Source organism: Pseudovibrio sp. POLY-S9 (assembly GCF_001431305.1).
Taxonomy (GTDB): Bacteria; Pseudomonadota; Alphaproteobacteria; order Rhizobiales; family Stappiaceae; genus Pseudovibrio.
Genome location: NZ_LCWX01000055.1, coordinates 119,061 through 131,869 on the forward strand (window position 1 = coordinate 119,061; position 12,809 = coordinate 131,869).

Consider the following 12,809-nt stretch of genomic DNA (forward strand, 5'->3'; position numbering starts at 1 on the left):
TTCGTCATGTAGTCCTCTCCCGCTTTTCTCTGTGAGACGGGTATCATTCTTGTCAGCAAACATTTCTGTGAGCGGGTGCCCTAATAAACCGGCGGTGAGATCACCCAAATCGCAATGGCAGGTTCAGCATATGGATTGGACCAGCGGTAAGACGCCTCCTTGATGCGGAAACTGTCGCCTGCCTCCACCGTGAACATCTCTTCCCCAATCCACACATCCAGCTTGCCCGAGACCATGTAGGCCACCTCTTGCGTCGGGCGTGTAATCGCAGCGCTGCGGTGAGAGCCAGGTTGAAAGGTGGAGTGGATCATCTCAAAGCTGTCGGTCAGGTCTGGTGACACCAGTGTTTCAAGCAGGCCCTTATCCCGCTCCCCAATCACGCGGCGGTTGCCATCGCGCACCAGGCGGCCTCTCTCATTTTCCGGCGCCTCTGCATTGCCGAAAAACAGGGAGAGCTGGACGCCGAACACCTCGGCAAAGTGCTTCAGGTCTGTATGGCGCGGGGTGGATTTATCCCGCTCTACCTGAGAGAGCCATCCCACTGAGCGGCCCAGTTGTTTTGCCAGATCTTCCAGCTTCATACCGCGCGCGATGCGAAGCGCCTTCAGATCTTCCCCCAATGTACTTGTAATGGTCATGCATCGCGATTCCGTGAAATATTTCCCGATATTTTCACCAATCGCCGTGAAATTATCAAGATATATTTCACGAAAGATCAGAGAACATGGTGGCCAGAAACGCTACAAGCACATATTTTCATAGCTGCATCAAACAGTTAGAAAATAACACTCACCACCTGTATTAGTCGCGGTGAATATATCACTACCCTTTTACTTTTCAGGATGCCGGTTCCGAAGCACCTATAGCTTTTTGCTATAAGTGTCTAAAACAATGATTGTTGTGGCAACATCGTCGATAAAGTAGCTTCCATCGCGATTGAGGGGGATTTAATCGTGAGCCATAATTCATATCGCATCTGCTTAGGATCAGCGATCCTACCTGCTTTGGTATTTTCGACGGCTATGATTACCCCAGTTTCATTGACGGCATTCTGAAGCTGACGGCCAACGGACAGGATCTAGACGACATCTTCGCCCCCCCTCGGACTGCGTGCCCAATACTGGATCGATCTCGGCTCGGCAATCGGTCATTAGGGCGGATGCGGCCTTCGGCCTGAACTGCAATGGCTGTTTCGGATCCAACTTCACCGATTAGGGGCTTAAGGCGAACCTTGCTCTGCAGTTCTGATCGCGTTTCGGCCTTCACCGGGGCAGAGCCTCTGCAATCCCACGCACCGCTAGAAATCGCAAGCTGCGGGCAATTGCGCTTAGACCAAAACAACGCGCCGACCCAATCTGGACACTTAAGACCTGTGGCAACGTCGATAACAATCGCCAAATGACAACCCTACTTGAGAAATACCTGCTCAGGGTTCCCTGATTTGACCGCGTGCTTAGTCAATCAAGGCGCAAGTTTATGGAGCAAGAATGAAAGACAGAGTTGCAAGTTCAACCGCTTACACAGTGTTGCAAGGCTTGTTGTTGATTGCAGAAAAACCAGAGTATCGACATCTTGTCACTGCAAAGGCTCTTAAAGCAGGCAAAACCATCTTGGACGGCTCTGACGAAGGCAGAAAACGACTGAAGCAGCTCAACAGTCGTTGGTTTCGTGCACTCGTTCCATTTATGGAAAGGCTGACATTACCCGGTATTTCAACTCATTACGGGTTACGTAAGAAGTACATACGCGACGCTGTCGAAAATGCACTCTCCGAGGGCTACAGCACGGTCGCAATCCTTGGCGCAGGTTTCGATACGCTTGCCTATGAACTGCATTCGCAGTTTCCCGAGGTTACTTTTTTTGAATTGGATCATCCGGCGACCAGTGCTCATAAGCAAATGGCTTTAGATGGCCAAGTGGCAGACAACCTTCATCTGATCGAAGTGGATTTCAAAAAGACCAGCGCTAAGGAAGCGTTACTTTCTCATGAGTCCTATGACGCCGCCAAACCTGCTGTTTTCATCTGTGAAGGTGTGCTCATGTACTTGCCGGTAACAGATGTGAAAGCACTCTTTTCAGGACTCAGGGAACTGGGCCAAAAGACGCGGATCGTATTCAGCAGTGTTACCCCTTTCTCCGATCCCGAGAACAATTGCGGCCCTTTGTTGCGCCTCTATTTGCGAATGAAAGGTGAACCAGTGAGTTGGACCATTCGGCGCACGGATTTAGCCGGTTTCATCAACGAGCAAGGATATGTTTTGCTTGATGTGGCCGAGGGGCCCAAGCTGAAGGATCGTTATCTCCCCAACACCACGCCAACAATGTTGCATCGTGGGGAATGCTTGGCCCAGGCACAAGTTAACAGCACTCGCGTTGAGATCGAGGCATCATGTCAATCCGGTTGAACATCGCAACGGATCCAGTACAGATCGATAGCATTCTGAAGTTGCGGTATGACGTGTTCTGTTTGCAAGAAAAATTGTTTCAACCAACCACGGACCAGAGGGTTGTTGACAGGTTCGACACGTTATCGACAACGCGAAACATATTGGCGACACGAGACGACAGGATTGTTGGTGCGCTAAGGATTAACGTCGATTCCTCTGCGGGTGTGCCAGCGGATGACTATTACGATTTTCGTCAGCATCTGCCAAAAGAGAACGTCAATATGATGAGTGTGGGCATGTTCTGTGTTCGTGAAGCGCAGCGCTCGCTAGGTATTGCACTTCACCTGATTTCGTTGTCGGCTTATTTCGCCGTTTCAAACGACATTACGCATGTCATCGCGCCAACGAACCCGGCTATCGGCAAACTTTTAGGTCGCGTCGGTTTCAAACCTGTTGGCGACTTGCGGTATGATCCGCACTTGGGGGGAAATTTCATCCCTATGATGCTGGATATGAGAGACTTGGCAGACAGTTTTCTAACATTTGCGAAACGCACCCAACTTTATAATTTCCTGCAATCCTACGAGTACATGCTGTTCAACGCCGGCGAAACTGTGTTGCAGGCTGGTGTAAAGGGAAACTCAGCTTTTGTGATTATTGAAGGCGAAGCAGAAGTGCGCCATGCCGAGTCCGGTGCTGTTCTGGCCGTCTTGGGTGAAGGTGAGGTTCTTGGCGACTTAGCCCTTTTGACCGATGATACTCAGTCTGTCGATGTGATCGCAAGATCTCATCTACAAACGATGGTGCTGCCGAAAGATGCCTTCCTAAATCATTTGCGGACTGATCCGGATCACACGCTGCAAATGCTAAACAGCTATGCTCACAGGATGAAAACCGTGTTGTTGGGATCGGGCTCTGTTGCAAATGTCTCCTAGAGTGCACTTTGAGCGACTTTAGGACTATCGCTTTAGACTTATTCGCTCAGAAGTTAGTTTCCCAGCATCGTCTTAGCCTCAGACAGGACCCTTGGCCCGGTTCCGAATCCCTGCTCAACATGCTCCGCTTCCCCCAAAATATCTTTCGATAAATTAAAGGCCTTGTTTATCTCACCGCATCAACTGGTTATCGAAATTATCCCGCAGACTATATTAGTCGCGACAAATATATCACTACCCTCTTATTTTTCAGGATGCCGGTTCCACCGTGCAAGAGGGTTCGTTAGGGTCTGCGCATAGCCATTCCTTTGAATTCTTCAGCTGCTCAGCGATGTTTGTCGCTGGCCGGTATCTTTTTCTTTGAACTGAGGCATCTATGCAGAATTTAAGCGTTAACGTGATCGGGGCCGGAATTACCGGAGCCATGATTGCGTATAAACTCGCGCGTCAAGGTTTCAAAGTCACCCTGTTTGATGCAAACCACTGTGTGGGCGGAGATGTCTCACGTGTTTCCTTCGGCTGGATCTGCCATATCGCAAATGATCCGATTAAGCATCCCGATCTGTTCCCGTTACTGACCGATGGCATGCAGCGTTACAAAGCTTTGAACGCTGAATTTGACGGCACGCTGTTTGATGCGGAAGGCGGCGCCATTGTTTGGCGCACAACTCCGGAAGAAACGCAAGCCGTGATTGACCGTCAACGGCAGGCAGGCACCCGAACACGCGTGATGAGCAGGCAAGAGTTTCAGGAGCATTTGCCCGCGCTCACAAACCCGCCGGAGTTTGCAGCCCATTCAGAAGAAGATGTCAGCTGGTATCCACCCAAAGTCATCGGCAAACTGGTCAACGCCTTTGAACGCCTTGGCGGCAAGGTGGTTTTGAACAGCACAGTCAGCGGGCTGGATGCATCTGATCACACCTGCAAGGGGGTCATGATGGGAGAGGGGCTGCAGGCCAGCGACTTCACCGTGCTTGCCTCCGGCGGCGGAAATGGCGCGTTGATCGCCCCGTTTGAGCCAGAGCACGATCTTTATACCTCGCCCTGCACCTACATAGAAGTCAGCGCAGAAGTACCGGACTTCCGTCCCGTACTACAAACGCCGGATGTGGAGATACGTAGCCTTGGCACTGGCAACTTTGCACTGGCTGAAAACCCGCCAAGGACTGATGATCCGGCAGAGCTGGAATACATCGGGGAGACGACGGTGCAGGCGGTCAGAGACACGTTTGTCAATGCGGGCCGTGTGGAGCTGCTTTCCATTCAGGTTGGCCAACGCCCGGCAACCCGATCAACCGAACCACTCGCCCGCCCCATCAACGGTTTCACCAACGCTTTCGTGGCAGGCAGCCACCCCGGCGTCATCCTCGCCCCCCTTATCGCCGAACGCATCTGCACCCAGATCTGCGAGCAAACTCTACCTGCCTCTGTGCTTTAGAGGGCTAAAGGACTGTTGGGCTGGCTGAAGACAGCCCAACCGGATGGCAGGCACTCAAGTTTATGCGCGAAGCCACTCATCGTTTGAAGGATGAAGCTGTGTTGCCCCCTCATTTTGCGAGGTATTGAGGGACTCGATGGTCACGCGCCACAGTTTGACGAGCTTGATGAATGTATCCAGCTTCTCTTCAAGCTGCGTCACACCAAGGCTCTTGGCGGAGAACCTTGAGTTCAGAGCTGGCTGGTTGTCGCCTTCCGTCATGGCAAGAACCGCATCTCCGGTGCCTTTACCCAGCAGGTTGGCTTGCAGCAACAACCGATACCCTGCCTCGCGTTTGTCTTTCTGGATGTCAGGCAGCAGGGCGAACAGGATCACCTCATCCTGATTGTTCGCGCCCAAAGTGAGCATAAACTCCTCCTCAACGTCAAAAGAGCAAAGCCCTTCCTCGTCCAGTTGAAGGTTTGGTAGCCCGATTTTCTCGCCAAGCTCGGCAATAAGTGTTTCAGCGTGTTTCATGTTCTATTCTCAATATGGCTTGAGGCTCAGGCTTCGCCCACGGGTTTCCCAGCTGCGTAGCTGTGCTCATCAAAGTAATCCAGCGTCGCATCAAAGGCGTTGTCCTTGGCTCGTGCCAAAGCATCGCCAGTCTCCGTGCCATCGTAGAGGCCGATGAAGTCATTGAGGTCGGAGACATAGCTTGACGAGTCGATCTGTGTTCCATCTGGCTTCGCTTGTGCCAGACCGAGATCCAGCCCCAGCGTACCGTCCAACTCCTGCCCGACCCAAAGTGCCTCGTGGATTGAGTGACCGCCGTCATAGTTCAGGAACATGGTGTTCGCGACCATGTAGTCTTTCGAATCCGGGATCTGGTCCGGGTTAGGGGAGGTGTGCCTCAGATAATGCAGAAAATGCAGGTTCAGGTTGGTCGAACCGGAAACGCCAGAGGCAAACGGCATGCCGCGAGACAGCGCTTCCACCTGAGACTTACTCGGTTCCTGCAGCTTTGGCAGATTCACATCCGCAGGGTGCGTGCTCGGGATCTTGCCTGCATCTCCTTCAAACGTCACACTGCCGGGCTGATAGCCAAGGGTGATCCCGGCATGCGCACTCTTTGGCGTGTCCGTACGCCCAACTTTGGATCTGTCTGCTTTTTGCAAATCAGGATCTTCTGGAGCGTTCGTGCGATTGGCTTCCTGACAGATCCCCTGATAAGCCTTGTTCGCAACCTTTACATAAGCAGGTAAGTCAGCGACCTTCTTGCCGTTGACGACCAGTGGCTGGCGGTCTGCAGGCACCGTTTTGGTCAGCAATGCATGCAAGGCAACAGTGGACTTCACAACCAGCATGGGAACAGCAATGGCGTCATATCCGTTGCGGGTTGGTGCGGACAAAAACTTGTCCAGATTCATCAGCGCATCGTCACGCGGCCCTTGCACAAACTCCATCAGCTATGGGCATTCCGGCATCCAGAACCGCTCGTTGCCTGCCATCATCCTATGCATGGTCATGGCTGTCTGGTTTTGGACCCGTGGGGTCTGGATGGAAATTACATCGCGGATGCCATCTTTCACCAGCTGTGCGGAGTTCATCACGGACTGCGGTGTGTCGTGAACCATGTCCGCAATAAAGGTACTGTCGAGCACGCGGGAGTAGATCGCATCGTGCAGGCGCGTCAGCGGCGGGTTGTCACTCTTGCCCAGCTGTCCCAGCAGCGTTTTGGTTTCATCGGCAAGGCCATTCAGGCCGATTTCCTCAAATCGCTCTGCAACAGCAGTCAACAGCTCGCGGGTTTCCGGCACGGAGATCTTATGGCCCAGAACCTGATCCTTCACATACCCGTCAACCTCAGCCAGATTGCCAGATGTTTCCGGGTCCAGACCCGGGGTTTGCGCTTCATTTCTGATGAGTGCAAGCAGATGGGTTGTCACCTCACCCGGCACGCGCGCAACGTCTCCACCCTGCGCTGCATTCTGTGTCCGGACGCTCTCGGGATAGACAAGCGTGGAATGGACGGCCTTCAGCGCGATCGGCACGGCTTCTTTCAACACTGCGTTGTCTGAGCCGCCAAGAAAGCTCAGCGACCGCGTGATGCTGGAAATACCATCCGCATCTGCTGTTTTTGCCAGTTCAACAATGCGGGCCGTGAGAACTTCAGCCGCTTTTTTGGGGTCATCCGGAATTGCGGCGCCTTCAAAAAAAGTTTCCATCGTCAGCCTGCTGCCATAGGCATGGGCCTCTTCAAAGAGCGCTGTCACTTTTTCCTGCGCTTGCTGCGAAGCTTTGCTTGGCACATGAAGGAGCATGGCGAGCACGCTGGATTTTGGCAGATGTGGCTTTGTGGAGAGGAAGTGATCAACCACCTTCTCCGTGACTTCAGTGCTGAAATAAGAATTGAGCTCGCGCTTTATTTCACCCAGAACCGCTTCATGCTGCGCCGTTTTCTTCGTCACATAGTTGAGCGAATACTCAACAATCCGCTCACTTGGTTTAGGAGGAACCACATCCTGATACTGCGCAAGATCGGGTTGAGGGACAGTTGGCTGAGTGGTCGAAACAGATAAAGTTGATCCGGTCATGAAAGCACCATCGCTTGGTAATATCTTTTTTCCCGAAAACTACAGAAACACTCCGGGATCACGTTTTAATCAAACTATTAGAATCCCCTGCCGGACGTGTCTGTGCTGACAGGCACTCAGCTCGGGTCGCCAACCGAAAAAAGTAAACGACGGACACATTTGTCTTGGAAAACTAGGTTACTCAACACCCACTGAGAAATGGCTCAAAATTAATTACAAAATTACTTAGTTACATAAATAGTCACTCTTTGAATATTTCGACCGCCCAATTCATTTACTAAATTTCGCACCTTGGTTTTCCTTATTTCTCCTGTATAGCTATTTCTAGTCTTGTTGTTTTCCTTCCAAATGACAGGTTTCAACCAACAGGGTAATGACCGCATGTTTTCATTGAAGGGCAAGAAAGCCCTTATTGTTGGGGTGGCGAACAGCCAGTCCATTGCATGGGGATGCGCCAAAGCCATGAAGGCACAAGGCGCAGAACTGGCTCTTACATACCTGAATGACAAAGCGAAAAAGCATGTGGCCCCACTGGCAGAAGAAGCCGATGCAGCTATTTTTGCGCCGCTGGATGTGACGAAACCTGATGAGGTGGATGCTCTTTACCAGCAAATCGAGCAGGTCTGGGGATCGCTGGACATTCTGCTCCATTCCATCGCCTTTTGCCCGCAGGCTGACCTGCATGGCCGCGTGGTGGATTGCTCGGCAGAGGGGTTTGGCGTGGCCATGGACATCTCCGTGCACTCTTTCCTGCGCCTCATCCGCAAATCAGAACCGCTGATGCCTTCCGGGTCCAGCGTCATGACCGTGACGTTCCATGGCTCGGAAAAGGTGATCAGCCACTACAACATCATGGGTCCGGTGAAAGCCGCGCTGGAAAGCACCACGCGCTATGTGGCTGCCGAACTGGGCCAAAAGGGCATCTCTGTCAACGCGCTGTCCCCCGGCCCGCTGGCAACACGCGCCGCCAGCGGCATTGCCAGCTTTGATGAGATGCTGGCCGACGCGACCGAGCGTGCTCCCACCCGAAAACTCGCAAGTATTGAAGACATTGGCGCATATGCCGCCTTTCTGGCCAGTGATGAAGCCCGAAACATCACCGGCGTGGTTCACCCCATTGACGGTGGTTACCGCATCATTGGTTAGGCCGGCACTGAGGTAGATTATGCAAGTAGAACTCTTTAGCAAGCGAACCGCCCAGTACTTTGAGGCCCTCGCTGAACAAAACCAGTTTTTGCAGGTCGCCAACTCACGACGCTCCACGCGCCTGATGAACGACCTTCAAAAGAAACAGGCCAAATCAAAAACCAAAAGCGACGCACTGGCCGCCTCCTGGGGTCCCTACGACACGCCCAAGAAACTGCTGGATGCGTGGTCGCATTATCTCAAGGAATCCAGCGAACGCGCCATCCTGACCATGGATGCCCTGCGCGAAGCCAGTGACACATACTTTGACCACATGGCCAAGGGCTGTCCTCCGGTTCTCATTTATGATTACGAGGTGGTTGTTGAGGGTCGCAACCTGCCGCGCCCCTGCAACTACATGCTTTTGAAGGTCATTCCACCTGAGGGCGTGGAAGTGCTGGACTGGAAGCGCCCCTATGTGATCATCGATCCACGTGCTGGCCACGGTGCAGGCATTGGCGGGTTCAAGAATGACAGTCAGGTGGGCGTTGCCCTGCGTGACGGGCACCCCGTGTACTTTGTCGCCTTTCATCCCATGCCAGAGCCCAATCAGGAGCTGTCGCACGTCACCCATGCCGAAGCGGCCTTCCTGCGCGAGATCATCTCTCGCCACCCAGACAGCCCCAAACCCATCGTGGTTGGCAACTGTCAGGGCGGGTGGGCAACTGCTATTCTGGCAGCGGTCTATCCGGATCTGGTGGGGCCGATTGTGCTCAACGGTGCGCCCATGTCCTATTGGAGTGGCAAGATGGGGCAGGACCCCATGCGCTACTCCGCAGGCCTGACAGGCGGCATCGTACCTGCCTTGCTCTCCGCAGATCTGGGCAACGGCGTCTTTGATGGTGCCAATCTGGTGCAGAACTTCGAGATGCTGAACCCGGGCCGCAACTGGTTCCGCAAGTACTATGACCTTTATACCAACATCGACAAGGACGAAGAGCGCTATCTGGAATTCCAGAAATGGTGGAGCGGCTTCTACTACATGACAGAGGAAGAATTCCGCTGGATTCTGGACAACCTTTTCATCGGCAACAAGCTGGCGAAGAACGAAGCCTTTCTGGAACCGGGACGCCCCATTGACTTAAAGACCATCAAGTCCCCGATCATCGTGTTTTCCTCCTACGGTGATAACATCACCCCGCCCGATCAGGCGCTCAACTGGATTGCCGACACCTACACGGATGAAGCGGAAATCGAGATCCTCGGCCAGCGTATCCTTTATATGCTTCATGATCAGGTCGGGCATCTGGGCATCTTTGTCTCCTCCAGCGTGGCCAAGCGAGAACATACGCAGGTGGCTTCCACGCTGAAGACCATCGAGGCCATGCCTCCCGGGCTCTACAAACTGCAGATTGAAGAGCAGAAGGGCAAAGGCTGTGATGCCAAATTCAAGGTGAGCTTTGCCCGTAAGACCATTGATGAAATGCTGCTGGAAACTGGTGAACGCGATGAGGAAAAAGCGTTTGCCGGTGTCGCCCGTTTTTCCGAGAGCTGGGAGGATGTGTATGACAGCACCATTGGCCCTGTTCTGAAGACCATGAACAGCACGCAGGCAGCGGATGCAACGCGTGATATGCACCCCATGCGGCTGGCAAATGGCGCCTTTGCCTCCACCAATCCCTTGATGTTCTGGCCCACCATGGCCGCTGCAGCAGTGAAGGAGAGCCACACACCCAACATGGCCAAAACGCCCTTCCACTACTGGGAGGAGCTGATGGCAGACAGCATTGAATATGGCTGGGATGCACTGAAGGACATGCGCGAGGCCTTCATTGAAAACAGCTTCCTCACCTTCTGGGCCTCACCGCCCGCCGTGGAATACGGCAAGGCTTTGTCCTTCCGCCGGCCAAAAGTGCCAATGCAGGACCTGCACAGTCTGACCAGCATCCAGAACGCGCTCAAGAAGATCGAGAAGGGCGGGGCAGCCGCAGCCATCGTGCGCATTGTGCTGATGATTGCCGACACCCGTACCGAAGTGCGCGGCGAAAAGCTGGAGCGGTTCAACGAAGTGCTGACCACATGGGCACCGTTCAAATCCATGGATCCGAAAGAGCGCAACTTCCTCATTCACGATCAGACTCTCATTTCCCGTTTCGAAATGGAAGCAGGTTACAATGCCCTGCCGGGCTTGCTGAAAAGCGAGAAGGACAAGACCTTTGCGTATAAAGCCGTGTCCTACATTATCGGCAAGGAAGAGAATATGGCGCCCAATTCTCTGGAACTGTGGCACTGTCTGAAGAAGTTGCTCAAATGGGGTTAGGAAGGTTTGATGACAACAACCTACAAGAATACTCCGTACGATCAGATCGAAGTTGGCATGGAAGCCATTTACGAGCGAACCTGCTCTGCGGATGATTTTTACGTCTCCGCCCATGCCTCCGGCGACCTCAACCCCATCCACCTGCCCAAGGAAGATCGCGAGGGCGAAGGCGACTTTGAAGGCGTCGCCCCCTCGCTCTGGGTCGCCAGTTTGATCTCTGCCGTGCTGGGCAACCAAATGCCCGGACCGGGCACGCTCTACAAAAGCCAGAGCCTGCGCTTTCTGGGTCGTGCTTATGAAGGGGACCATCTGACAGCCCGCGTGAGGGTGACAGAAAAGCTGCCCGATTACGTCGTCACACTGCAAACCACCGTGGAACGTACGGACGGTCAGGTGATTGTTGAAGGCGAGGCCGAGGTTATCGCCCCGCGCACCAGCAAAATCGCCAAGGCCGTTAGCTTGCCGGGTCTGACCGTGCGCAGTCATGAGCACTTCGATAGACTGCTGGATCAAGCCCGCCCACTCCCACCTCTCATCACTGCCGTTGTGGCGCCAGAAGACCGCAAGTCACTGGGCGGCGCTTTGCTGGCAGCCGAAAACACGTTGATTGAGCCTGTCTTGATTGGCTCTCGCGAAAAGATCGAGGATGCCGCAGAGCGTCTTGGCAAAGATCTGGCCCACTGCGATATCATTGACGTTGCAAGCCACAGTCAGGCGGCAGCACAGGCCGTGGCCATGGTGCGCGAAGGTAAGGCGCAGGCCATCATGAAAGGCCAGCTCCACACCGACGTGTTGTTGGCGGAGATCGTGAAACGGGATGTGGGTCTGCGCACTGACAATCGTCTCAGCCATGTGTTTGTGATGGATGTGCCGGGATTGGACCACCTCCTGTTCATCAGTGATGCAGCCATCAACATCTCACCGGATCTGGAAGCCAAGGTGGATATTGTCCAGAACGCCATCAATCTGGCACTGGCGCTTGGGCAGCAACAGCCCAAGGTGGGCATCTTGTCGGCGGTGGAAACGGTGAACACCAAAATTCCCTCCACCATGGATGCAGCGATCCTTTCTAAAATGGCAGAACGCGGCCAGATCAAGGGCGGCATCGTGGATGGCCCGCTGGCCATGGACAACGCCATCGACATTGATGCTGCCGTGACCAAAGGCATCACCTCCTTGGTTGCTGGTAGGGCAGATGTACTGGTTGTGCCTAATCTGGAATCTGGCAATATGCTAGCCAAGGAATTGGCCTTTGTTGCCCATGCAGAAGTGTGCGGAGTGGTTATGGGTGCCCGGTGTCCGGTGATCCTCACCAGCCGTGCAGATGACGACAAGGCCCGGTTAATGTCTTGCGCTGTTGCGCTTCTTTACGCTGCGAGCCAGAAAGCATGAGTTTTTATTTTACGCTCAATACCGGATCGTCCTCCGTCAAGTTCGCGCTTTACAAAGCGCGGGCAGAGCCTGACCTTTTCATCTCCGGCATCATAGAGCGTCTGGGCCCAAACGCCCGCCTGAAGATGCAGGCCCCCGACGCTGACATCGTGGAAGAGCTGGGCCACGTCGATCATGCCGGAGCTGTCGTCTCCATCTTCACAAGGGTAGAGCCCTACCTGCAAGGTAAATCCGTGGTGGGTATTGGTCACCGCATCGTCCATGGCGGCAATGCATTTTACAAGCCGACAGAGCTGACCTCCGAGGTGGTGCAGGAGCTTGAGCAGCTCGTTCCACTGGCACCGCTGCACCAACCCTACAGTCTGGCAACCATCCGCGCCGCCAAACAGGTGTTTCCGGGCGTGCTGCAGATCGGGTGTTTTGATACGGCCTTCCATGCCGGTCACACCTTCCCCAATGACGCCTTCGCCATTCCACGGCATTTTTATGAGGAAGGCGTGCGCCGCTATGGCTTCCACGGGCTTTCCTTTGATTACATCTGCAGCGAAATGCGCCGCGAATATCCGGATGTGGCACGCGGGCGTCTCGTGATCGCCCATCTGGGCAATGGCGCTTCCATGTGCGCCGTAGAAGATG

At 53.9% G+C, this 12,809-nt stretch carries 10 protein-coding genes and 1 pseudogene; 7 read left to right on the forward strand and 4 right to left on the reverse strand.

The features are described from left to right. Positions 1-80 precede the first annotated feature (80 nt). Positions 81-638: an XRE family transcriptional regulator gene (locus PPL9_RS03785; RefSeq protein ID WP_057461403.1), complete on the reverse strand. Its 558-nt coding sequence runs from the start codon at positions 636-638 to the stop codon at positions 81-83. Positions 639-1,487: 849 nt separating this feature from the next. On the opposite strand from PPL9_RS03785, the gene PPL9_RS03790 reads away from it, so the two are divergent. The 3 genes from PPL9_RS03790 (at position 1,488) to PPL9_RS03800 (ending at position 4,760) form a co-directional block, all read left to right on the forward strand. Continuing rightward, positions 1,488-2,405, forward strand: coding sequence for a class I SAM-dependent methyltransferase (locus PPL9_RS03790; protein ID WP_057461404.1), 918 nt, complete (start codon positions 1,488-1,490; stop codon positions 2,403-2,405). Next, a complete protein-coding gene (locus PPL9_RS03795; protein WP_057461405.1) occupies positions 2,390-3,322 on the forward strand; it encodes a cyclic nucleotide-binding domain-containing protein in 933 nt (310 codons plus the stop codon). The genes PPL9_RS03790 and PPL9_RS03795 overlap by 16 nt, the downstream gene beginning before the upstream one ends. A 376-nt stretch (positions 3,323-3,698) precedes the next feature. Continuing rightward, complete coding sequence (locus PPL9_RS03800) at positions 3,699-4,760, forward strand: FAD-dependent oxidoreductase (protein ID WP_057461406.1); 1,062 nt, start codon at positions 3,699-3,701, stop codon at positions 4,758-4,760. A 60-nt stretch (positions 4,761-4,820) separates the two neighbouring features. On the opposite strand, the gene PPL9_RS03805 is transcribed toward PPL9_RS03800, so the two are convergent. Genes PPL9_RS03805 through PPL9_RS33010 form a run of 3 tightly spaced genes read right to left on the reverse strand, consistent with a single transcriptional unit; the run spans position 4,821 to position 7,336 of the window. After that, complete coding sequence (locus PPL9_RS03805) at positions 4,821-5,276, reverse strand: CesT family type III secretion system chaperone (RefSeq protein ID WP_057461407.1); 456 nt, start codon at positions 5,274-5,276, stop codon at positions 4,821-4,823. Between the two features lie 26 nt (positions 5,277-5,302). Beyond that, complete coding sequence (locus PPL9_RS33005) at positions 5,303-6,205, reverse strand: hypothetical protein (RefSeq protein WP_208989140.1); 903 nt, start codon at positions 6,203-6,205, stop codon at positions 5,303-5,305. Positions 6,206-6,208: 3 nt separating this feature from the next. Beyond that, on the reverse strand, positions 6,209-7,336 hold the full coding sequence (locus tag PPL9_RS33010) for a hypothetical protein (RefSeq protein WP_208989141.1): 1,128 nt from the start codon (positions 7,334-7,336) through the stop codon (positions 6,209-6,211). 381 nt (positions 7,337-7,717) lie between these two features. Between PPL9_RS33010 and fabI the strand changes: the two genes are divergently transcribed. The 4 genes and pseudogenes from fabI to PPL9_RS03830 form a co-directional block, all read left to right on the forward strand. After that, positions 7,718-8,482: an enoyl-ACP reductase FabI gene (gene fabI, locus PPL9_RS03815; protein ID WP_057461408.1), complete on the forward strand. Its 765-nt coding sequence runs from the start codon at positions 7,718-7,720 to the stop codon at positions 8,480-8,482. A 19-nt stretch (positions 8,483-8,501) separates the two neighbouring features. After that, a complete protein-coding gene (locus tag PPL9_RS03820) occupies positions 8,502-10,781 on the forward strand; it encodes a DUF3141 domain-containing protein (RefSeq protein WP_057461409.1) in 2,280 nt (759 codons plus the stop codon). Positions 10,782-10,790: 9 nt separating this feature from the next. After that, the gene (locus PPL9_RS03825) at positions 10,791-12,173 is read left to right on the forward strand and encodes a bifunctional enoyl-CoA hydratase/phosphate acetyltransferase (RefSeq protein WP_057461410.1); all 1,383 of its coding nucleotides are present in this window, start codon (positions 10,791-10,793) and stop codon (positions 12,171-12,173) included. After that, a pseudogene (locus PPL9_RS03830) lies at positions 12,170-12,809 on the forward strand (acetate kinase); the annotation flags it as partial. The gene PPL9_RS03825 and the pseudogene PPL9_RS03830, both read left to right, overlap by 4 nt.